Below are 20,498 nucleotides of genomic sequence, written 5' to 3'. Positions count from 1 at the left end.
ATACGGTGGGGACATGACGCAGGCGACTCCTCCCGGGTGGTATCCCGACCCCGGGCAGACGAATGACGGACCGGCCACCGAGCGCTGGTGGGACGGTACCGCCTGGACGGACCAGGTCCGGCCGACGGGATCGGCACCCGCCTGGGACCCTCCTGCACCGGGCACGGCCGCCGGACCGGCGTATCCGGCCCAGCCGGCGTACCCCGCGTATCCGGCGCATCCCGGGTACCCCGGGGTCGTGCAGTCCGGCTCCGGCCGGAAGCGCGGGCTGCGCATCGGAATAGCCGTGGCAGCGGCCGTCGCGGTGCTGGCGAGCATCGGGGTCGGCGTGTACACACTGACCGATGACGGCGGGAGCGGCACCTCCACCGCCTCGCAGGAGCCGGGCGGCCGGGACGGCGGGACGGACGGGGGCCCAGGAGATCCCGAGGGCGGTCCGGGTGAGGACGGCCCCGGCCCGGACACCTCCGAGCCGCCACGGGTCGAGAGCGGGTCGGTGACCGACGGGCTGAGCGGAATCAGCCTGCCCATCCCGGACGGCTGGTACGGCCAGGAGGGCCAGGTGGGCGCCCAGGTCATGTCGGAGGACACGTACGACTGCCCCGGCGACGCCTCCAGCACCTGCACCAAGGGCGGCGCGTACTCGGCACCGGCACGGGCCCTCGGCACCCGCGGCTCCACCGCGGAGGCGGTCGCCAAGGCGGACATCTCCGCCAACGCCGAGGAGTCGTACGGCGGCGATTCCTACGGGAGGATCGGCTCGCACGAGGTCCTCGAGTCGAAGGCGGTGACCGTCGCCGGGCAGAAGGGCTACCTGGTGCGCTGGAAGGCGGTCACCAGCAAGGGCTCCGACGGGTACGTCCAGTCGCTGGCCTTCCCCTCCCCCGCGCAGCCCGGGCAGATGGTCGTCGTCCGCTTCGGTCTGGACACCGACCAGAACCAGTCCGTCCTCGACGACATCACCAAGGGCATAAAGAAGGCGAAGAGCAGCGGCCGCGGCAACGGCCAGGACGTCTGAGCCCGCCGCCCGGCCGTCCGCCACGCCGGGCGGACGGCCGGGTGGGGCTCTCCTCCGCTCAAGGGGAGCCCCACCCGGCCGGTGGTGCGCGCCGCCCCCGTCCCCACGGTGCGGCGCGGTCAGGTCGCCGCCCGGTCATCCGGGAACGGCGGCCCTGGTCTCATTCGAGGCCGAGTGCCGGCAGTACGGCGGCCTCCACGAACCGGAGCAGATAGTCCGGGTCCGCGTTCCGCCCCTCCAGGAGGGGCCGCACCCGCAGCACGCCGAAGATCTGGGCCGGGACGTACGCCGGCGCCGGGTTCTCCGCGGAGACCTCACCGCGTTCGACCCCGCGCCGCAGGATCGCCTCCAGCGCGACGATCTCCGGTTCGACCAGCGCTTCGCGCAGCGCCTGGGCCAGCTCCGGGTCCTGCGTGACCGCGTGCCCGAGCGCCTGCAACAACGAGGTGTCCTTCGCCGACCACGCGCCCGCGCTCCGGGCGGCCTCGCGCAGGTCCCCCGCCAGGGTACCGGTGTCGATGCCGGCGAAGCGCGCCTGCCCGCTGGAGCGCAGGGCCGCGGCGACGAACCGGGGCTTGGTCTGCCACTGCCGGTACAGCGTGGACTTGCTGCACCGCGCCCGGGCCGCGACCCCGTCCATGGTGACGGCGTCGTAGCCGCACTGACGGATCTGTTCCAGAACCGCGTCGAAGAACTCCTGCTCACGCTCAGGCGTGATCTTGGAGCGGCGCGAACTGCCGACCGGTTCCGGCCGGTTCGCGGCCTGCGACGTCATCGACTCGGCTCCTCGTCCTGGGGACGGGCCCTCCGGGGCGCCGGCTTCCTGCGCGCCTGCGTCCCTGCCCATCGATACGGGAGTGTACCGGAACGGTTCCGTATCGATACACTCCCGTATCGGTACGGACTCGTATCGGTACGGACGTGTTTCGCATCGAACCCGCACCGGCGAAGGTCTGCACCACAGCACGACCCGGCACCGCCCTCGCGGCCCTGCGCCTCCCGCGCCCGGCCCGCCGGCCTCCGAACACGCCGACCGTGCCGGCGAAGAGAGACGAGACCGACGAGGCGGGGGCCGGGGGCGAGGGACTCGTGGGGGCGCGCCGATGAGCGCGGTCCTCGTCGCCGTCGCCCTGTCCCTCGTCTCCGCTGTCGCCTACGCGGCTGCCGCGGTCGCCCAGGAACGGTTGGCGTCACGGTCCGGTGAGCCGGTCCCGTACCCCGGCCCCGGTTCCGTCACCGGCAGACCGGACCGGGGCACCAGGCCGAGGTGACGTAGACGGCTCACCTACGAGGGCGGGGACGGTCACCGGCTGTCGCGCGTCAACTCGTCGACGACGAAACCGATCCCGACGCCGAGCATCCAGACGTCCTTGGCCAGCACGGTGCCCTGCTGGGTGGGCCGCAGGCTGCCTTCCTCACGCATCCCCGGCGTACGCAGGTACAGCCCCAGCAGCCCCGACGAGAACGCGGCCAGCCCGGCCCCGCCCACGAGCGTGGGGACGACGGGCAGCAGTAGAGCGGTGCCCAGCGCGATCTCACCGGCGGAGAGCAGCCGGACGAAGGCGGCGGGCCGCACCTTCTCCAGGAACGGGTAGGTGTTCTTGGCCATCCCGTGCAACTGGGCGGCCGTCTCCTCGTCGGCACCCCGCTTGGACAGTCCGGAGTTGAGGATGAACGCCCCTAGGGCCAGCCGGGGTGCCACGTGCCTGGGTTCGATGGGCAGACGCATGAGATCTCCCGGTCGCTGTGGGGCGCGGTGCCGTCCACCCTAGGACGCTCCGGCCCTTCCGGCAGGTCGACGGCCGGGACCGGCCGGCCGTGATCGCCCCGCCGGATTCAGATGCCCAGAACTTCCGCCACACCGGCAAGGGAGGTCACCTCGTAGGCGTGGTAGAAGGGCGCCGACGGCTCGCTTCCTCTGTTGAGGTACACCGTTTCCCGCACACCGAGGTCGGTCGCCGACTGCAGGTCGTAGCGCGGGCTGGACGACACGTGCATCGTCTCCTCCGGCCGGCAGCCCAATTGTTCGTACATGAACTCGAATGCACGCAGTCGCGGCTTGTAGGCCCGTGCCATCTCCGCCGTGTACACCGCGTGGAACGGTGCTCCGAGCCGCGCGGCGTTCTGCTCGGCGTGGCTGTCCGCCGCGTTGGAGAGGATGACGAGAGGGAAATGCTCAGCGAGTTCCGCGAGGGGCTCCGGAACATCGGGGTGGGGCCCCCATTCCGGGATCGCCGCGAAGATCTTGGCGGGATCCCCCGGCCGGAACTCGATTCCGGTGCTCCTGCAGGCGCGCTCGAAGGCTCGGGAGATCACCTCGTCGTAGGGCCGCCACTCGCCCATCCCCTCATCGAGCTGGTAGCAGCCGAACCGGTGGAGGAAGGTGTCCAGCGTCCCCGGAGGGGCGACATCCTTGATCACCTCTTCGGCGGCGGGGCCGATCGCGAAGTCCGTCAGAGTTCCGTACATGTCGAACGTGTTGACTTCCTCCCTCGCCTAAAAGCGGGGGATTCCGGCGGTCGCCCGCCGGGGTTCCTGCTTCATCGACGACTGCCCGCCCGGAGTGCTCCGTTGAGGTCTTACACCGTCTCCACAGGCTGCTGCCGCCAGTCCGGCGGCCAAAAGGTTCTTCGCCGCGTTCACGTCGCGGTCATGCACGGCGCCGCAGCCGCACGTCCAGGTGCGGACATGGAGCGGCATCTTGCTCTGCAGGGCTCCGCAGGCCGAGCACAGCCTGGAGGAGGGGAAGAAGCGGTCGACCGCGATCACCTCCCGGCCGTACCACTGCGCCTTGTACTCCAGCATCGAGCGGAACTGGGCCCATGCGGCATCGGAGACGGCGCGGGCCAGCCTCCGGTTTTTGACCATGTTGCGCACGGTCAGGTCCTCGATCACGAGCGTTTGGTTCTCACGCACGAGACGAGTCGACAGTTTGTGCAGGTGGTCCCGCCTGCGGTCGGTGATCCGGGCATGGATGCGGGCGACCTTGAGGCGGGCCTTGGCCCGGTTGCCGGAGCCCTTCTCCTTGCGGGCGAGTGCCTTCTGGGCCTTGGCCAGACGGGCACGGTCCTTGCGTTCATGCCTCGGGTTGGTGATCTTCTCGCCGGTCGACAGGGTCAGCAAAGAAGTAAGGCCCACGTCGATCCCGACCGCCGTGTCCACAGGGGGCAGGGTTTTCACCGTCGGGTCCTCGACGAGCATCGACACGAACCAGCGCCCGGCCGCGTCCTGCGAGACCGTCACCGTGGACGGCTTCACCCCCTCGGGAAGCGGGCGCGACCACACGATGTCCAGCGGCTCGGTCATCTTGGCCAGGGTGAGCCGGCCGTCGCAAAACCGGAAGCCGGAGGTGGTGTATTCGGCGGACGCCCGGGACTTCTTCCGGCTCTTGAAGTGGGGGTACCTGGCCCGCTTGGCGAAGAAGTTCGCGAACGCCGTCTGCAAGTGCCGCAGGCACTGCTGGAGCGGGACCGAGGACACCTCGTTGAGGAAGGCCAGTTCCTCGGTCTTCTTCCAGGCCGTCAGCATCGCCGAGGTGGCGTTGTAGTTGACCCGCTCCTGCCGTGTCCACGCCTCGGTGCGGGCCTGGAGGGCGAGGTTGTAGACCTTTCGCACGCAGCCGAACGTGCGCGACAGCTCCGCTGCCTGCGCATCGGTCGGATGGAAGCGGTACTTGTACGCCCGCTTCACGTGAGTGGCCACAGTTCACAAACTAGTGGGTTTGTTTGTGAGGATCAAACCCGCCGGTCAGGGCGCGGTCTTTCGCCCTGGCGGCGAAACCCCGCCTCCCGCCCTGCTCCGCAGGGGTTCCGCTTCCTCCCCCGCCTGAAGGCGGGGGTATCCACGAAAGGAATCCGATGAACGCGGGCGCGGGAGTGCTCACCGGATTCCCCTCTCGCAGAAGGCGGCGGCTCCTCCAGCGACCGCCGCAGCGTGCCGAATCGGCATGACCCCTGGATCAACCGGCCCGGCCGGCCGCTGATTCCCCCGTTGCGCGGGCGTCACGGCCGCGCCGGGCCGCGAGCCGCCGAGCAGTTGCCGGGTGCGGCGGCGTCACCGGCGAGGGCAGCGCCGGCTTCACCGCGGCCCGGCGCGGGAATGACATGACGGCACGGCGGAACGACCGTGCTCACCTCCCGGCCCCGGCTCCCTTCCCGTGGGAGGCGGCCCGTGCCGGTCCGGTGATCCACAGGTCCGCCTCGATCCGCGCGACGGTCGCCAGCAGGTGCGGCAGCAGGTCCCGGCGGACGGACTCCACGGAGTTGCGGCCGGCGTGCACCGCGATGTTCACACCGGCCACCACCGTGCCGTCCCGGTCCCTCACCGGTGCGGCGACCGATCGCAGGCCCTCCTCGAGTTCCTGGTCGACCAGTGCGTACCCCTGGCGGCGGACCCGGACCAGTTCGGCACGCAGGGCGCGCGGCGAGGTGAGGGTCTGGGAGGTGTTCGGCCGCAGATCGGCGCGGTCGAGCCAGGCGTCGATCCCGTCGTCCGGCAGATCCGCGAGCATGACCCGGCCGACCGAGGTGACGTGGGCGGGGAAGCGCGTGCCCACCGTGATGGCCGCGCTCATGATGCGCCGGGTCGGGACGCGGGCCACGTACACGACGTCGTCGCCGTCCAGGACGCACAGCGAAGACGACTCCCTTACATGCGCGACGAGTTGCTCCAGATGGGGCTCGGCGATCTCCGGCAGCGTGAAGCTGGCGAGGTAGGAGTAGCCGAGCTCCAGTACGCGCGGGGTGAGCCGGAAGAGCCGGCCGTCGGTGTGGACGTAGCCCAGGTCGGCGAGCGTGAGCAGGAAACGGCGGGCCGTCGCCCGGGTCATCCCGCAGGCGCGGCCGACCTCGCTGAGGGTGAGCTGCTGATGGTCGGCGTCGAAGGCGCGGAGTACGGCGAGGCCTCGCTCGAAGGACTGTACGAAGTGCGGTCCGCGGATCTCAACGGTCATGTGGCCTCCGGAATGACGTACGAGTGTACGCGGTGTGCACGTTACGAGCGGGTGACGGATGGTGTCAACGAAATGATCCCCCGGCGACCGCCCGGAGCAACGGCTGGTGAACGGCGTAGTTGAACGCCGAAAAACCCGACCGCGCAGAGGGATTGACCGGCTTTCAAGAGGAGCTCTAGGTTCCCTCTGAGCACAGGCGTTCTGTCTGCGCACAACTCTTCTGAGTGACTCACCCCAGTCCCACAAGGGGGACCCCTTCATGCGTCGTCGTCTGCTCATCGGCCTCACGGTCGCTTCCCTCCTGGTCACCGCGACCGCGTGCGGCTCGTCCGACGGGGGTGGCGCCTCTGATTCGAACGCCTCGTCCGGCGGTACCACCGAGGTGAAGGTGGGCCTCATCCCGATCGTCGATGTCGCGCCGCTGTACCTGGGCGAGAAGAAAGGCTTCTTCAGCGAACGCGGCCTGAAGCTGTCGATCTCCAGCGCGCAGGGCGGCGCGGCGATCGTGCCCGGCGTGGCCAGCGGTCAGTTCGAGTTCGGGTTCTCCAACACCACCTCGCTGCTGATCGCCCAGTCCAACGGCGTGCCGGTGAAGGGGGTGGCGAACGGCAACGCCTCGACCGGCGTGGAGGGCGAGGACTTCGCCGCGATCACCGTCAAGGGCGACAGCCCGATCAAGTCGGCGAAGGACCTGGAGGGCAAGAAGGTCGCCGTCAACACGCTGAAGAACACGATGGAGCTCGGCGTACGCGCCTCGGTGACGAAGTCGGGCGGTGACCCCGACAAGGTGAACTTCGTCGAGATGAACTTCGACCAGATGCCCGCCGCGCTCGACGGCGGGCAGATCGACGCCGCCATGGTGGTCGAGCCGGCGCTGGCCACGATCAAGGGCCAGGGCGGCCGGGAGATCGCGTCGTCCATGGTCGACATCGCCCCGGACCTCACCATCTCCCTGTACTTCACCTCCACGCAGTACGCCCAGAAGAACCCGGAGGTGGTGAAGAAGTTCCAGGAGGCCACCGCCGAGTCCCTCGCGTACGCCGACTCCCACCCGGACGAGGTGCGCGAGATCGTCACCACGTACACGAAGATCCCGCCGGCCGTACTGGAGCAGGTGACCCTGCCGAAGTGGCCGACCGACCCCAACCGCGCCTCCATCGAGCAGTTGGTGAAGCTCGGCGAGGAAGGCGACCTGTTCAAGCAGACGCCCGACCTGGACAAGCTGCTCCCGTGAGGGGCGAGAACGCCGCGCTCGGTGCGGCCGGGCTCGCCGGCTTCCTCGTCCTGGGTGAGTTGATCCCGCGGCTCGGCCTGGTCGAGCAGGAGTATTTCCCGCCGGTCAGCCGGATCGTCGAAGCGCTCGGCACGGAAGTCGGGGACTCCGCCTTCTGGACGGCGCTCGGTGACACCCTCACCGGCTGGGCGCTGGGCCTGGTGATCGCGGTCGTGGCCGGGATCGTCGTCGGTGTGCTCCTGTCGGTGGTGCCGTATCTCCGTGAGGCCACCGCGTCCACCATCGAGTTCCTGCGCCCGATCCCCTCGGTCGCGCTGATCCCGCTGGCGGTGCTGCTCTACGGCACGGAACTCCGGTCGGTGCTGCTGCTCGTCGTGTACGCCGCGTTCTGGCAGGTCCTGCTCCAGGTGCTGTACGGCGTGCGGGACGTCGACCCGGTCGCCGAGGAGACGGCCCGCTCGTACGGGCTCGGCACCTGGGCGCGGGTCCGGCACGTGATGTGGCCGAGCGCGCTGCCCTACGTCATGACCGGGGTGCGGCTGGCGGCGGCGGTGGCGCTGATCCTCGCCATCACCGCCGAACTCGTCATCGGCGCACCGGGCTTGGGCGCGCGCATCGCGGTCGCCCAGACATCGCAGGCGGTACCGGAGATGTACGCGCTGGTGGTGGTCACCGGGCTGCTCGGGCTGCTCATCAACATCGGTGCCCGGACGGTCGAGCGCCGCGCTCTGGCCTGGCACCAGTCGGTACGCGGGGAGGTGACGGTGTGAAGGGGACAGTCCCCGGCCCGGCCGGGTCGAGCGCCTGGGGGCGGCTGCTGCGGCAGCTGGTCCTCGTGTTCGCCCTGCCCGTGGTCCTGGTGGCCGTGTGGTGGGTGACGTCGGCCGGCAGCCAGGACGTGTACTGGCCGCCGCTGCGCACCATCGTGGAGGCGTTCTGGGAGGTGTGGACCGCCGAGCGGTGGACCGGTGACGTGCTGCCCAGCGTGCTCCGGCTCGCGGCGGGCGTCGCACTCGCCGCTGTCGTGGGTGTGGCGCTCGGCACGGTCATCGGCTCCTACCGGCGGGTGCGGGCGGTGTGCGAACCGGTGCTGGAGTTCCTGCGGGCCGTGCCGCCGCCGGTGCTGGTTCCGGTGATCATGCTGTTCGCCGGCATCGGCGACACGATGAAGATCGTCGTCATCGCGAGCGGCTGCGTGTGGCCCATCCTGCTCAACACCGTCGAGGGGGTACGGGCCGTCGACTCCGTGATGTCCGAGACGGCCCGCTCCTACGGCATCACGGGCGTCGCGCGGCTGCGGCAACTGGTGCTGCCTTCGGCGAGCCCGCAGATCTTCGCGGGTCTGCGCCAGGCCCTGTCGATCGGCATCATTCTCATGGTGATCAGCGAGATGTTCGCCGCCAGCAACGGGCTCGGCTTCACCATCGTGCAGTTCCAGCGGAGTTTCGCGATCCCCGACATGTGGACCGGCATCCTGCTGCTCGGCCTGCTGGGCTTCGCCCTGTCGGTCCTCTTCCAGTTGGCCGAACGGCGGGTGCTCGCCTGGTACCACGGCCTGCGCGACGCCACCAGGGGGTCGTCGTGAAGCTCGAGAAAGGAGGGTCCATGCTCGACGTACGCGGCCTGCGGAAGGTCTACGAGGGTTCTGGACGCCGTATTGAAGCGGTCCGCGATCTCACCTTCACGGTCGAGGCGGGTGAACTGGTCTGTCTCGTCGGCCCGTCGGGCTGTGGCAAGACGACCCTGCTGAAGTGCATGAGCGGGCTGCTCGCGCCGACCTCCGGCGAGGTGACGCTGGGCGGGCGGAAGGTCGACGGGCCGCCGCCCGGGATGGCATTCGTCTTCCAGGAGTACGGGCGCAGCCTCTTCCCGTGGATGCGGGTGGGCGCGAACGTCGAGCTCCCGCTGAAGCAGAAGAAGGGGCTGGGCGCGGCCCGGCGCAGGGAACTGGTGGCCGACGCGCTGGAGTCGGTGGGTCTGGCGGACGCCGCCGGGGCGTATCCGTGGCAGTTGTCCGGCGGTATGCAGCAACGAGTCGCGATCGCCCGTGCGTTGGCGTACGAGCCCGATGTGCTGCTGATGGACGAGCCGTTCGCCGCCGTGGACGCGCAGACCCGGGCCGATCTGGAGGACCTGGTGCGCCGGCTGTGGCAGGAGCGGTCGATGACCGTCCTGTTCGTCACCCACGACATCGACGAGGCCGTCTACCTCGGCGAACGGGTGATCGTGCTGTCCAAGTCCCCCACGGTGGTCCAGGAGCAGCTGACGGTCGACCTCCCGCGGGAGCGGGACCAGTTGACCACGCGGGTCACCCCGCGCTTCGCCGAGCTGCGGACCCGTGTGTACGAGCAGATCCAGGCGGCGAAGCGGGGGGCGGTGGCGGCGCCCGAGGGCGGCGAGGAGGCTGAGGTCACCAAGGCCGTCGACCCGGCCGGGGGCACGGCCGGGGGCATCCCGGTGGACGTCAGGAAAGATATGCCTCCACTTCGCTGAACTGGGCCGCCGGCCAGCCGGTGTTGCCGGTGACGTGCAGCCGCAGGTGGCGCAGGCCGGGGCCGGACGGCAGGTTCACGGTGACCGTGTTGCCGGTGGCCGGGTCGAAGCGGTAGTCCCTCGCGGCGAGGACCGTCGTGTACGCGGAGCCGTCGGTGCTGCCCTGTACGGACAGGGTCTGGGTTCGGGCCTGCCACACGGCCTGCGGCGGCAGTTTCAGGACCAGGCGGCGGACGGCCTGGCTGGACCCCAGGTCCACCGTCAGGGCCTGGGGGAAGGCGTGGTTGGCGGACTCCCAGTAGCTGTTCGCATCGCCGTCGACCGCTCTGCCGGGCGTGTAGACGTCCTGGGAGCCGGTGGCCGTGGCCGTGCGGCCTCGGGCCAGGTTGCGGTCCGGGTCGGGGTCGGGATTGCCCTGGCCGGGCTCCGGCCAGGTGGAGCAGTCCGACCAGGTGCTGTTCCAGCCGGAGTTGCCGCCGCCGTCGGTGGCGGTGAAGGTGCCCGAGCCGGACGGGTAGGGGCAGTTGTAGACGCCGGCCGAGCCGACGCCGGTGGCGGTGACGCCGCGGAAGGTGGCGGCGCCCTGCGTCTCGGCCTGCACGACGACCGTGCCGGTCCGGGTGACGGTGGCGCCGTCCACGGTGATGTTCCTCGCCGCGTACCCGCGTCCGCTGCCGGAGACGAACTCGAAGGCGCTGTACGGGCTGTCGGTGATGGTGGTGCCGGTGATCCTGACCTGTGCCTCGATGGGACTGTCGTAGGAGTCGACGCGCAGCGCGCCCATGGGGTGGTTCCAGTTGGGGTTCATGGCGCCGGTGCGGACCAGGGTGTTCCCGGAGACGGTGATCGTGCCGGCCAGCGGGTGGAACGGGTCGAGGAATTTCTGGTTGGAGATCGCGATACCGCTGCCCAGCGCGTTGGTGTCGGCGATCAGGTTGTCCTTGACGGTGATGTCGGTGCCGCCGTAGATCGCGATGCCGTTGGCGAGGTTCGGCTGCGAGACGGTGTTGTTCTCGAAACTGCTCTGGGTGTTGGGCGCGTTCAGCGACCACATGGCGAGCGAGTCGTCGCCCTGGTTGCGCAGGAAGTTGTTGCGGACCCGGACACCCTTGGCGGTGCCGTTGAGGTTGAGGCCGTCGGCGGTGGTGTCGAGGATGCGGTTGTTCTCGACGACCAGGTTGTCGTTGTTGCCGGTCAGCCAGAGGCCGACCTTCAGGCGCTGGAGCCACATGCCGGAGACCGAGGAGTTCGGGCCGAGGGAGCCGTTGACGAAGTTGTCCGGCTGGGAGTCGACGCGTTCGGTGACCTCGCCGATGACGGCGAAGTCCTTGATGTGGACGTTGCCCGCGGAGCTCGACTGGTCGATGAAGCGTGAGGAGCGTACGACCGAGTGCCAGTGACCGGCGCCCTGGAGGGTGACGTTCTGGACGCCGCCCAGGGCGGAGGTGAGCCGGTACTCGCCCGGCGGGATCCACACCACTCCGCCCCGGGCCGCGGAGACGGCCTCCCGGAACGCCTGCGTGGAGTCGCCCCGGCCGCTGGGGTCGGCGCCCCGGTCGGTGACGGAGACCGAACCGGCCGGTCTGGTGGCGGGTGCGGCGGCCTGTTCGAAGTCGGCCACGTCGACGGTGACCTGGACGCCGGTGGCCTGGAAGGCGACCTTGTCACCGGCCTGGACGTTCCGGTCGAGCAGCAGGCGGGAGTTGGCGAAGAAGTGGTGGGTTCTGGAGCCGGCGATCCAACCGGTGTCGACGTAGGAGTACGTGGAGGTCACCGGCAGGGTCTTCGCCAGCTTCGCGCCGTTGACGTACACGTCGAGCGAACCGGACTGCCCGTCGGGAACGTTGTAGGCGACGTTCACGGCGTTGGCCGCGCGCGGCACCGTGAACTCCACGCGCTGGCCGCTGTTCAGGCGTACCGCCCGGCGGCCGGACGCCTCGGAGGCGAGGGTGCCCTGGGTGTGGTCGGGTCCGACCGTCGAACCCGTGGTGGTGGCGGCCTCGGCCTCGACCGAGGTGAAGGGGAGAGTGGCGCCCGCTGCGGCGTGGGCGGGTGCGGGCGTCAGGGCGACGAGCATGCCGGCGGCCAGGGCGACGACGGCTCCCAAGGCTGGCATGCTCCTGACAGATCTGGTGCTGCTCATGTGCCGATCCCTTCGTGGTGGGGGTTGTCAGCTGCTTGCCGGGAAGTGTGCACGAGGGCGGTGTAACTCGATCGTGTGATGGTCGGCTTCCGGGCTTGCGGCGTCGTGGGCCGTCCGGGTTAACGTGATCGTGCGATCTGGTAACGCTGGGTACGGTGCCGGTGAGCGGGGCCCCTGCTCCACCGGAGTGATGGTTCAGGGCCTCCCCGTCACCTCTGGCCTTACCCAGTGGCCGAGTCGCGCAGGGAACCGGCCTCCCGGGCTCGGACCACGCACAGGATGCGTGTCGCTGCCCCGGGGTCGAGTACGCCGGTAACCAGTGCGCCCAAGACCGTTCGGGGCGTGCGGCTGAGCAGACTCACCCCTGCTCAGCCCAGAGGAACGGTGCGGGGACAGCGGTGCGTGGGGAGAGCAGGTCCATCGGGCAACGAGGGCGTGGGGGGCGGGTGCCTACGTACGCAGCCAGACGGCCGTGTCCTTCGGCAGCAGCCCCCCGGTGTCGAGGGGTCCGCTGGCGAGGAGGATCCCGGCGTGTTCGGGCAGCTCGGCCGGGGTGTCGGCGAGGTTGACCAGGCACCGCAGGCCGTCGGCGCGCTCGAAGGCCAGGACGCCGTCGGGGGCGGGGAGCCAGGTGAGCGGGCCCGTGCCGAAGGCGGGGCGCAGGCGGATCGCCCGTCGGTAGAGGGTGAGCATCGAGCCGGGATCGTCCTGCTGCCGGTCGACCGCGTACGCCGCCCAGCCGTCCGGCTGCGGAAGCCACGGCGTCCCCCGGAACCCGAATCCCGCGTACGGCTCCTTCGCCGCCCACGGCAGTGGCACCCTGCACCCGTCCCGCCCCGGATCGGTGCCCCCCGAGCGGGCGTGCATCGGATCCTGGATGTGCTCCCGTGCCACCTCCACCTCGGGAAGGCCCAGTTCCTCCCCCTGGTACAGGTAGACCGTGCCGGGCAGCGCCAGCGACAGCAGGGCCGCGGCGCGGGCGCGTCGGGTACCGAGGGCCAGGTCGGTCGGGGTGCCGAAGGCCTTGGCGGCGAAGTCGAATCCGGTGTCCGAGCGGCCGTAGCGGGTGACCGTACGGGTCACGTCGTGGTTGCACAGCACCCAGGTGGCGGGCGCGCCGACGGGGGCGTGCTCGGCGAGCGTCTCGTCGATGGAGGTCCGCAGCCGTGCCGCGTCCCAGGGGCAGGTCATGAAGGAGAAGTTGAACGCCGTGTGCAGTTCGTCGGGGCGCAGGTAGCGCGCGAAGCGTTCCGTGTCCGGCAGCCAGACCTCGCCGACGAACACGGCGCCGTACTCGTCGGCGATGGCCCGCCACGCCCGGTAGACGTCGTGGAGCTCGTCCCGGTCGACGTACGGGTGCGGACCCGGGCCCTCGACGAGGTCCGGCAGCAGGGGGTCCTTGGCCGGCAGGGCGGCGGAGTCGACGCGGACACCGGCCACGCCCCGTTCGAACCAGAAACGCAGGATGTCCTCGTGCTCCTGGCGGACCGCGGGATGCGCCCAGTTGAGGTCGGGCTGCTCGGGGGCGAACAGGTGGAGGTACCAGTCGCCGTCGGAATCGACAGGACTCGAAGGGCCTTCCCCGGAAGGGCGGTGGCCGGAGACGGGCGATCGGGACCAGGCGGGGCCGCCGAACTCCGACGTCCAGTTGTTCGGGGGCAGTTCGCCGTGCTCGCCGCGGCCCGGCCGGAAGTGGAACAGGTCCCGTTCGGGCCCGCCGGCCAGGGCGGCGCGGAACCAGGCGTGCTGGTCGGAGACGTGGTTGGGCACGATGTCGATGATCGTGCGGATGCCGAGTTCCCGTGCCTCGGCGATGAGTTTCTCCGCCTCGGCGAGGGTGCCGAAGGCCGGGTCGACCATCCGGTAGTCGGCGACGTCGTAGCCGCCGTCCTTCATCGGGGACAGGTACCAGGGGTTGAACCACAGTGCGTCGACACCGAGTTCGGCGAGGTACGGCAGTTTCGCCCGGACTCCGGCGAGATCGCCGGTGCCGTCGCCGTCTCCGTCGGCGAAGCTGCGGACGTACACCTGGTGGATGACGGCGGAGCGCCACCAGTCGTCGTCGCTCCGGGCAGGGGTGGGCTGTCCCACGGTGCGTGCCTTTCTCTTCGGTGGACGGGGTCGGCGTCGGCCCTCGGGGCCGTGACGGCCGCCGGTGCCGTGTCAGCCCTTGGTGCTGCCCGCGCCGATCCCGGCGATGATGTGCCGCTGGAAGACGAGGAACAGCGCGACCATGGGGATGCTGGCGATCACCATCGCGGCGATGAGGACGGTTAGTTGGATGTTCTGCGACAGCTGTACCAGGGCCACGCTGATCGGCTGCTTGTCGGTGTCGGAGAAGACCATCAGGGGCCACAGGAAGTCCTGCCACACCGCGACCAGGGCGAAGATCGACACGACACCGAGCACCGGCCGGGACATGGGCAGCACGATGGACCACAGGGTGCGCAGTCGTCCGGCACCGTCGATCCCGGCGGCCTCCAGGACGTCCCTCGGCAACTGGTCGAAGAACCGCTTGAGCAGGTAGAGGTTGAAGGCGTTGGCGACGGCGGGGAGCCAGATGGCGAGCGGGTCGTTGAGCAGGCTGGTGTGGATCAGCGGCAGGTCGGCGACGACGAGGTACTTGGGGACGACCAGGGCCTGCGCGGGGACCATGAGGGTGGCGAGGATGCCGCCGAGGACCACGTTGCCGAAGGCGGGCCGCAGTCGGGACAGGGCGTAGGCGGCGGCCGTGCAGAACACCAGCTGGAACAGCCAGGCTCCGGCCGCCTGCACCACCGTGTTCCACAGGTGGGTGGGGAGCTGCATCAGTTCCCAGGCGTCGGTCCAGCCGCTCGTGCTCCACCGGTCGGGGAGCAGGTCGGGCGGGGTGCGCGCCACCTCGTCCGGGGACTTCATCGCGCCGGTGACCATCCAGTAGACGGGGAAGAGGAAGGCCAGCGCGAAGAGCAGGACGATGCCGGTGAAAACGGTCCAGTAGATCGCCCGGCCCCGGGGGCGGGCCAGGACGGCCGGGGAGACGAGGGTGCGGGTGCTGCTCATGCCGCCTCCTCGGAGGAACGGGTGAGCCGGAGGTAGACGGCGGAGAACAGTCCGAGGAGGGCGAGGAGCATCACGCTGAGCGCGCAGGCACCGCCGAAGTCGTTGTAGAGGAAGGCGTACTTGTAGATGAGGTAGAGGACGGTGACGGTGGAGCTCTCCGGGCCGCCTCCGGTGATCACGAACGGTTCGGTGAACACCTGCATGGTGGCGATGATCTGAAGGAGCATCAGCATCAGGATGACGAATCTCGTCTGGGGGATCGTCACGTGCCGGATGCGCTGGAGCAGGTTCGCGCCGTCGAGTTCGGCGGCCTCGTACAGCTCGCCCGGGATGGACTGGAGGGCGGCGAGGTAGATCAGGACGGTGCCGCCCATGGTGGCCCAGGTGGCGACGATCACCAGGGAGACGAGGGCGGTGTCGGCGCCGTTGGACCAGTGGGAGGTGGGCAGGTGCAGGAACCGCAGTGCCTCGTTGGCGAGGCCGGTGCCCGGGTCGTAGAACCACTTCCACAGCAGGGCGCTGACCACCGGCGGGATCATCACCGGCAGATAGACCACGATGCGGAAGAAGGCCTTGGCGTGCCGGAGTTCGTTCAGCACGAGGGCGAGCACGAACGGGACGGCGAAGCCGATCAGCAGGGCCAGCAGGGTGAAGGTGAGGGTGTTGCGCCAGGCCGCGCCGAACTCCGGGTCGGACAGGACGCGGGAGAAGTTGGCGGTGCCCACCCATTCGGGCGGCGAGCCCGGGGTGTACTTCTGGAAGGCGATCACGACGGCGCGGATCGCCGGGTACCAGGAGAACAGGGCGAAGCAGACGAGGCCGCCCAGCAGGAAGCCGTAGGCGTGTGCCTGGTCGGCGAGGCGGCGCCGTCTCCGGTCTCCGGACGGGGACGGCGCCTTCGCCGGGCGGACGGCGGGCGCCGGGGCGGCGGGCCGTGCGGCGGTCTTCGTCATCGCGGGCCGGCCTCGCGCGTGGTGGTGGTCATCGCCGGTCAGCCTCGCGCCAGGATGCCGTCGATCTTGGTGGAGGCGTCCTTCAGGAGCCGGTCGATGTCGGCGTCCTCCTTGGTGAGGACCGCGGAGACGACACCGTCGAGGACGGAGTACAGCTGCTGCGCCTGCGGCGGCTCGATCCTCATCTCCAGGCTCTGGTTGCCGTCGAGGAAGGCCTGGTAGTTCTCCACCGGCACATTGGCGTGGTCCTCCTTGACCTGCTGGTCCTTGGCGTCGGCGGTGCCGGTGAACAGCCGGGGCTCGGGCAGGCCGACCGGTGCGTCGTTCTTCTTCGCGCGGGCGTAGTCGCCGAGGAAGCCGTCGCCGGGGGTGAGGAACATGTGGTCGAGCCACTTCAGGCCGGCCCTGATCTGTGCGGGCGAGGCCTTCTTGTGGAACATGTAGCCGTCCCCGCCGATGAGGGTGGCCCGTCCGCCGGGCATGGGCGCGAGGGCGAGGTCCTTGTACTCGGCGCCCTTCTCCTTCACCAGGATCGGGATGTTGTCGGGAGCCGCGAGGTACATGCCGAGCTTGCCGGCGCCCATCATCTGCTGGACGTCGTTGATGACGAGCAGCTGCTTGCTGCCCATGGAGTCGTCCTTCCACCGCATGTCGTGCAGGGTCTGCAGGACCGCGCGGCCTTCGGGCGAGTCGACGGCCGCCTTCTTCCCGTCGGGGGTGACGACGTCGCCGCCCTGGGAGTAGAGCTCGGCGGTGAAGTGCCAGCCGCCCTGGTTCTGGGAGCTGTAGTCGGCGTAGCCGACGGTGCCGTCGCCGAGTGCGGCGATCTTCTTCGCGGCGTCGCGGACCTCGGCCCAGGTGGTGGGCGGCCGGTCGGGGTCGAGTCCGGCCCGCTCGAAGAGCTGCCGGTGGTAGACCAGCCCCATGGAGTACCCGGTGCGCGGTATGCCGTAGATCCTGCCGTCGACGGTGTAGATGTCCCGCAGCTGCCGCTGGATCGACCCGTAGCTCTTCAGCTCCTTGACGTACGGGGTGAGATCGGCCGCCTGGTTGATGTCGACGACGTGACCGGCGTCGGTGAAGTACGTGTAGAACACGTCCTCCATCTGCCCGCCGGCGAGCTTGGCGTCGAAGGTCTTCGGATCCTGGCAGGGGAACGCGTCGTGCGGGACGACGTCGATGTCCGGGTTCTTCTTCTCGAAGGCGGCGATGTCCTCCTCGAAGAACCGGCGGTCGACCTCGGCGCTCTTGGGCGGCATGCAGTTGACCGTGATGCGGGTCTTGCCGTCGGCGGCCTGGTCGTCGTTCGACCCGCAGGCGGTGAGCGTGAGGGCGCCGACGCCTAGCGCGACGAGGGTACGGCGGATCCCGGTGCTTCTCATCGGTGGACCCCTCTGGGACAGGAGCGGGTGAACCCCTCGGAACAGGAGCGGTGGGCGGGGCACACTCAAGCACCGACAACAGGGGTCCGCAAGATGTCACGCAGATTTTGAAATTATTCGACAGTCGACCGGAAGCGAAGCGGAATCAGGTCCGCGACGGGCCGGGCCTCCTGGACGGCGCCGTCCGGATCCCGGGGACGGCGGGGCGCCCCGGCCCTCAGGTCCGGGGGGCCTGCGCGGTCGACCCGCGCACCACCAGCTCCGGCTCGAACAGCAGCTCCTCGGCGGCGACCTGACCACCGTTGATCTGCGCGTTCAGCAGTTCCACGACGGCCCTGCCCATGGCCTCGATGGGCTGGCGGACCGTGGTGAGCGGGGGCTCGGTGCAGTTCATCAGGGCCGAGTCGTCGTAGCCGACGACCGAGATCTGCGCGGGGACGTCGAGTCCCCGGCGGCGGGCGGCCCGTACCGCACCGAGGGCGAGGGGATCGCTGGCGCAGATGAAACCGGTGACGCCCCGGTCGATGAGCCGGGAGGCGGCGGCGTGTCCGCCCTCGATGGAGAACATGGCGCGGGCGACGTGCTCGTCGGGCACCCCGCCCGCGACCGCGCGGACGGCGGCCAGCTTGCGGGCCGACGGGACGTGGTCGGCGGGGCCGAGCACCAGACCGATCCGCTCGTGGCCGAGCGAGGCCAGATGCCGCCAGGCCTGTTCCACGGCCACGGCGTCGTCGCAGGAGACGCCGGGGAAGCCTAGGTTCTCTATGGCCGCGTTGACGAGGACGACCGGGATGTTGCGCTCGGCGAGCTGCCGGTAGTGGTCGTGGGGCGCGTCGGCCTGGGCGTAGAGCCCGCCGGCGAAGACGACGCCGGACACCTGCTGCTGGAGCAGCAGTGTCACGTAGTCCGCCTCGGAGACGCCGCCGCGGGTCTGGGTGCACAGCACCGGCGTCAGTCCGAGCTGGGCCAGCGCGCCGCCGATCACCTCGGCGAAGGCGGGGAAGATCGGGTTCTGCAGCTCGGGCAGCACCAGGCCGACCAGCCGGGCGCGCTCGCCGCGCAGCTGGGTGGGCCGCTCGTAGCCGAGCACGTCCAGGGCGGAGAGCACGGCCTGCCGGGTGGACTCGGAGACTCCCGGCTTGCCGTTGAGCACCCGGCTGACCGTGGCCTCACTGACCCCGACCTTCTTCGCCACCACAGCAAGTCGTCGCGTCATGAACGCAAGAATAGCGCAAGCCACGCAAGCAACTTGCGTGAGCATGCAAGAAACCGGCGCGTCAGAACGGTTCCGGCACCACGCTGAGATGGGAGGCGGCGCGCCGGCGCCGGCGGTGGCCGGACGGGGTGCGGCGCGCCTCACGCAGGACCAGCGTCAGCCGGATGCAGTCCATGTCGCCGAGAATCCTGGTCGTCTCCACGACGAGACGACAGTCGGTGACCCCCCAGCGCGGATCGGGGTGCCGCAACGGCCTTACGGCGCCGTCGTGTTCGGCGGCCTGCTCACCGACGGCACGGAGCCAGTGCGGCAGTCCCTGCCGGTAGGCGGCCTCCATGATGGGGTCCTGGGCGATGTCCCGGCGGATGGCCTGCAGCCCGTGGTCGTGGCCGTGCCGCTCCACCGTCTTGGCGAAGTGCGCCAGCATCGGCAGGCACCAGCTCGACTCGTGTTCCTCCAGCACGGTGGCGGCGTCCGGGTGGAAGAGGACGAAGCGGAGGAAGTTGTCACCGGGCATGGCCGTCGGATGCGGTTCGACATCCCGGAAAAGTGTCCGGAAAGCGGTGTTGGCCAGCAGCACGTCCCAGCGGCGGTCGACCACCAGGGAAGGGAAGGGCACCGCGTGGAGGAACGCGGCGTAGTCCTCCAGATAGGCCTGCGCCTCGGGAGTCTCGGGGCCGGGCCGCGGTACCGGCCGCCGGCCTCCTGCCTGATGTGCCATCGGGAGGTCACCCCTCTTGCCTGTGCGGCCTTGACGCAGGGCCCCGATCCTGCGGGCCGAACCTCGAGCGTGTCAACTATCGTGGCATTTCATGCCGGTTGACGGCTGAAATTGGCCACAGTTGTGGCGAGACCTGGATGTGAGTTCGAGACACGGGCTAGTCTCCGTGAAGTTCACGGCAACCGCATGTGAGAAGCATGTGAGAGACGTAGGAGATCTGTCGGTGACGGGTGGCTTCGTGGGTGAGGGTCAGGACACCGCGCCGACGACCGCACTGTCGGCCGTCGTCGCCCGCGTCGCCGCACTCGCCGACCGGCTCGACGTGCCGCACACCGAGGTCTTCGGCATCGGCCGGCTCTCCGCGGCCTCCGGAGTCCCGGAGCCGGTGGTCAAGGCCCTGTTGAGCGGCCGGAGCGCGGGCGAACCCGAGGTGCAGACCCGGTTCGTGCAGCGCCTGGACCTGCTGCGCCGCACCCGGCTCAAGCCGAACGGCCGCAAGTACACGCAGCAGGAGATAGCCGACGGCGCGGGCATGTCCCGGCAGCAGGCCGGTGCCCTGATCAACGGCGACCGGCGTCCCACCATGGAGCACTGCGACGCCATCCAGCGGTTCTTCCGGGTGCACGCCGGATTCCTCACCGCCGAGGACCCCGAAGCCCTCGCGAACGCGCTCCGGCACACCGAGCAGGAGCTGCTGCAGAGCCTGGCGGACCGTGAGCGGCGGGCCGCCGCGGCGGCCGACGACCCGTTGGAGCGACTGCTGCAGGACCACGGGGTGCGCGGCATCGCGTGGCGGGCCGCCCAGCTCCCCACCGACCAGCACCGCGACAAGGTCGCGGAGTGGCTGGACATGCTCCTGGAGAACGTCCAGCGGCCCAAGGCTTGAGCCGGGGCGCCTGAGCCGGGGGCGCTTCGGCCGGGGGACGCTTCGGCCGGGGGGGCGGACCGGCGTGCGGCACGGACCGATTGTCAGTGGTGGGCGGCAAGCTGGGGGTGCGCCCGCACCGTGCGGGGCGCCCGATGCGGGATCATGACTCGGGGAGAGCGAAGCGATGCCCACCGCCGTACTGACCGACCGCGAACGCACCGCCGTCCAGGCCTATCTGCGACTGCTGCACACGGTGCGCGCCGCCTACGACAGGGAGACCGGACCGCCGGGTGCCCGCAGGCCCCCGATGGTGGCGCCCTCCGTTCTCGCGGAGGCGGAGACCGCCCTGGCCCGGGCGGGGCTGTCCGGCAACGAGGAGTACTTCTTCCGGATGCTCCGCGACTGGCACCCGCGGCCGTGATCCGACCGCACGGCCGACCGGAGCCGGCCGTCCAGGGGGCCGGCACGGCGCCGCGC

General features: G+C 70.3%; 20 protein-coding genes. 8 read left to right on the top strand and 12 right to left on the bottom strand.

What is annotated here, in order from left to right:
* Positions 1 to 13 precede the first annotated feature (13 nt).
* On the top strand, positions 14 to 1,018 hold the full coding sequence (locus OHB56_RS36700) for a DUF2510 domain-containing protein (protein WP_406358169.1): 1,005 nt from the start codon (positions 14 to 16) through the stop codon (positions 1,016 to 1,018).
* Between the two features lie 160 nt (positions 1,019 to 1,178).
* On the opposite strand, the gene OHB56_RS36695 is transcribed toward OHB56_RS36700, so the two are convergent.
* Complete coding sequence (locus OHB56_RS36695; protein ID WP_406358167.1) at positions 1,179 to 1,793, bottom strand: TetR/AcrR family transcriptional regulator; 615 nt, start codon at positions 1,791 to 1,793, stop codon at positions 1,179 to 1,181.
* Positions 1,794 to 2,121: 328 nt separating this feature from the next.
* On the opposite strand from OHB56_RS36695, the gene OHB56_RS36690 reads away from it, so the two are divergent.
* Complete coding sequence (locus OHB56_RS36690) at positions 2,122 to 2,289, top strand: hypothetical protein (RefSeq protein WP_326756022.1); 168 nt, start codon at positions 2,122 to 2,124, stop codon at positions 2,287 to 2,289.
* Between the two features lie 32 nt (positions 2,290 to 2,321).
* On the opposite strand, the gene OHB56_RS36685 is transcribed toward OHB56_RS36690, so the two are convergent.
* The 4 genes from OHB56_RS36685 to OHB56_RS36670 all read right to left on the bottom strand — a co-directional run bounded on the left by OHB56_RS36685 (position 2,322) and on the right by OHB56_RS36670 (position 5,969).
* A complete protein-coding gene (locus OHB56_RS36685; RefSeq protein ID WP_406358165.1) occupies positions 2,322 to 2,747 on the bottom strand; it encodes a hypothetical protein in 426 nt (141 codons plus the stop codon).
* Between the two features lie 107 nt (positions 2,748 to 2,854).
* A complete protein-coding gene (locus OHB56_RS36680; protein WP_406358163.1) occupies positions 2,855 to 3,487 on the bottom strand; it encodes a haloacid dehalogenase type II in 633 nt (210 codons plus the stop codon).
* A gap of 27 nt (positions 3,488 to 3,514) precedes the next feature.
* Positions 3,515 to 4,720: an RNA-guided endonuclease InsQ/TnpB family protein gene (locus OHB56_RS36675; RefSeq protein ID WP_406358161.1), complete on the bottom strand. Its 1,206-nt coding sequence runs from the start codon at positions 4,718 to 4,720 to the stop codon at positions 3,515 to 3,517.
* Between the two features lie 427 nt (positions 4,721 to 5,147).
* Positions 5,148 to 5,969, bottom strand: coding sequence for an IclR family transcriptional regulator C-terminal domain-containing protein (locus OHB56_RS36670; RefSeq protein WP_326756018.1), 822 nt, complete (start codon positions 5,967 to 5,969; stop codon positions 5,148 to 5,150).
* 259 nt (positions 5,970 to 6,228) lie between these two features.
* Between OHB56_RS36670 and OHB56_RS36665 the strand changes: the two genes are divergently transcribed.
* From OHB56_RS36665 to OHB56_RS36650, 4 genes are read left to right on the top strand one after another with little or no spacing between them, the layout of a single operon-like run.
* Positions 6,229 to 7,203 carry an ABC transporter substrate-binding protein gene (locus tag OHB56_RS36665; RefSeq protein ID WP_406358159.1) on the top strand — a complete coding sequence of 325 codons (975 nt, stop codon included), beginning with the start codon at positions 6,229 to 6,231 and terminating at the stop codon, positions 7,201 to 7,203.
* Positions 7,200 to 7,973: an ABC transporter permease subunit gene (locus tag OHB56_RS36660; protein WP_326756016.1), complete on the top strand. Its 774-nt coding sequence runs from the start codon at positions 7,200 to 7,202 to the stop codon at positions 7,971 to 7,973. Before OHB56_RS36665 ends, OHB56_RS36660 begins: the two co-directional genes overlap by 4 nt.
* A 44-nt stretch (positions 7,974 to 8,017) precedes the next feature.
* Positions 8,018 to 8,788 carry an ABC transporter permease subunit gene (locus OHB56_RS36655; RefSeq protein ID WP_326757240.1) on the top strand — a complete coding sequence of 257 codons (771 nt, stop codon included), beginning with the start codon at positions 8,018 to 8,020 and terminating at the stop codon, positions 8,786 to 8,788.
* A gap of 20 nt (positions 8,789 to 8,808) precedes the next feature.
* Positions 8,809 to 9,696, top strand: a complete 888-nt coding sequence (locus OHB56_RS36650; protein WP_326756015.1) for an ABC transporter ATP-binding protein — start codon at positions 8,809 to 8,811, stop codon at positions 9,694 to 9,696.
* Here OHB56_RS36650 and OHB56_RS36645 read toward each other — a convergent pair.
* From OHB56_RS36645 to OHB56_RS36615, 7 genes are all read right to left on the bottom strand, one after another.
* Positions 9,668 to 11,812, bottom strand: a complete 2,145-nt coding sequence (locus OHB56_RS36645) for a discoidin domain-containing protein (protein ID WP_406358156.1) — start codon at positions 11,810 to 11,812, stop codon at positions 9,668 to 9,670. The two genes, OHB56_RS36650 and OHB56_RS36645, sit on opposite strands and share 29 nt — an antisense overlap.
* 477 nt (positions 11,813 to 12,289) lie before the next feature.
* Positions 12,290 to 13,930, bottom strand: coding sequence for a glycoside hydrolase family 13 protein (locus OHB56_RS36640; protein WP_406358154.1), 1,641 nt, complete (start codon positions 13,928 to 13,930; stop codon positions 12,290 to 12,292).
* A 72-nt stretch (positions 13,931 to 14,002) separates the two neighbouring features.
* Positions 14,003 to 14,881, bottom strand: a complete 879-nt coding sequence (locus OHB56_RS36635) for a carbohydrate ABC transporter permease (protein ID WP_406358153.1) — start codon at positions 14,879 to 14,881, stop codon at positions 14,003 to 14,005.
* A complete protein-coding gene (locus OHB56_RS36630; RefSeq protein ID WP_326756011.1) occupies positions 14,878 to 15,834 on the bottom strand; it encodes a sugar ABC transporter permease in 957 nt (318 codons plus the stop codon). The genes OHB56_RS36635 and OHB56_RS36630 overlap by 4 nt, the downstream gene beginning before the upstream one ends.
* Before the next feature lie 38 nt (positions 15,835 to 15,872).
* Positions 15,873 to 17,216, bottom strand: a complete 1,344-nt coding sequence (locus tag OHB56_RS36625; protein ID WP_406358151.1) for an ABC transporter substrate-binding protein — start codon at positions 17,214 to 17,216, stop codon at positions 15,873 to 15,875.
* 217 nt (positions 17,217 to 17,433) lie between these two features.
* Positions 17,434 to 18,432 (bottom strand): LacI family DNA-binding transcriptional regulator, encoded by a 999-nt coding sequence (locus OHB56_RS36620; protein ID WP_079034992.1) that lies wholly within the window; start codon positions 18,430 to 18,432, stop codon positions 17,434 to 17,436.
* 61 nt (positions 18,433 to 18,493) lie between these two features.
* On the bottom strand, positions 18,494 to 19,153 hold the full coding sequence (locus OHB56_RS36615) for a hypothetical protein (protein WP_406358148.1): 660 nt from the start codon (positions 19,151 to 19,153) through the stop codon (positions 18,494 to 18,496).
* Between the two features lie 223 nt (positions 19,154 to 19,376).
* Between OHB56_RS36615 and OHB56_RS36610 the strand changes: the two genes are divergently transcribed.
* Positions 19,377 to 20,039 carry a helix-turn-helix transcriptional regulator gene (locus OHB56_RS36610; protein WP_326757239.1) on the top strand — a complete coding sequence of 221 codons (663 nt, stop codon included), beginning with the start codon at positions 19,377 to 19,379 and terminating at the stop codon, positions 20,037 to 20,039.
* 166 nt (positions 20,040 to 20,205) lie between these two features.
* Entirely contained in the window at positions 20,206 to 20,442 is a 237-nt protein-coding gene (locus tag OHB56_RS36605) for a hypothetical protein (protein ID WP_326756008.1), read from the top strand.
* The last annotated feature ends 56 nt before the right edge of the window (positions 20,443 to 20,498 follow it).

The organism is Streptomyces sp. NBC_01635 (assembly GCF_045209715.1).
Taxonomy (GTDB): Bacteria; Actinomycetota; Actinomycetes; order Streptomycetales; family Streptomycetaceae; genus Streptomyces; species Streptomyces hirsutus.
The sequence above is the reverse complement of the archived record's forward strand: the minus strand, read 5'-3'. Positions and strand labels throughout refer to the sequence as shown.

What these genes read in the sequence shown, in the direction of transcription:
- OHB56_RS36690 (WP_326756022.1), top strand. Translation starts at nt 2,122, where the DNA reads ATGAGCGCGGTCCTCGTCGCCGTCGCCCTGTCCCTCGTCTCCGCTGTC.
- OHB56_RS36605 (WP_326756008.1), top strand. Translation starts at nt 20,206, where the DNA reads ATGCCCACCGCCGTACTGACCGACCGCGAACGCACCGCCGTCCAGGCC.
- OHB56_RS36700 (WP_406358169.1), top strand. Translation starts at nt 14, where the DNA reads ATGACGCAGGCGACTCCTCCCGGGTGGTATCCCGACCCCGGGCAGACG.
- OHB56_RS36635 (WP_406358153.1), bottom strand. Translation starts at nt 14,881, where the DNA reads ATGAGCAGCACCCGCACCCTCGTCTCCCCGGCCGTCCTGGCCCGCCCC.
- OHB56_RS36645 (WP_406358156.1), bottom strand. Translation starts at nt 11,812, where the DNA reads ATGCCAGCCTTGGGAGCCGTCGTCGCCCTGGCCGCCGGCATGCTCGTC.
- OHB56_RS36685 (WP_406358165.1), bottom strand. Translation starts at nt 2,747, where the DNA reads ATGCGTCTGCCCATCGAACCCAGGCACGTGGCACCCCGGCTGGCCCTA.
- OHB56_RS36650 (WP_326756015.1), top strand. Translation starts at nt 8,809, where the DNA reads ATGCTCGACGTACGCGGCCTGCGGAAGGTCTACGAGGGTTCTGGACGC.
- OHB56_RS36665 (WP_406358159.1), top strand. Translation starts at nt 6,229, where the DNA reads ATGCGTCGTCGTCTGCTCATCGGCCTCACGGTCGCTTCCCTCCTGGTC.
- OHB56_RS36625 (WP_406358151.1), bottom strand. Translation starts at nt 17,216, where the DNA reads ATGAGAAGCACCGGGATCCGCCGTACCCTCGTCGCGCTAGGCGTCGGC.
- OHB56_RS36670 (WP_326756018.1), bottom strand. Translation starts at nt 5,969, where the DNA reads ATGACCGTTGAGATCCGCGGACCGCACTTCGTACAGTCCTTCGAGCGA.
- OHB56_RS36630 (WP_326756011.1), bottom strand. Translation starts at nt 15,834, where the DNA reads ATGACGAAGACCGCCGCACGGCCCGCCGCCCCGGCGCCCGCCGTCCGC.
- OHB56_RS36695 (WP_406358167.1), bottom strand. Translation starts at nt 1,793, where the DNA reads ATGACGTCGCAGGCCGCGAACCGGCCGGAACCGGTCGGCAGTTCGCGC.
- OHB56_RS36680 (WP_406358163.1), bottom strand. Translation starts at nt 3,487, where the DNA reads ATGTACGGAACTCTGACGGACTTCGCGATCGGCCCCGCCGCCGAAGAG.
- OHB56_RS36620 (WP_079034992.1), bottom strand. Translation starts at nt 18,432, where the DNA reads ATGACGCGACGACTTGCTGTGGTGGCGAAGAAGGTCGGGGTCAGTGAG.
- OHB56_RS36615 (WP_406358148.1), bottom strand. Translation starts at nt 19,153, where the DNA reads ATGGCACATCAGGCAGGAGGCCGGCGGCCGGTACCGCGGCCCGGCCCC.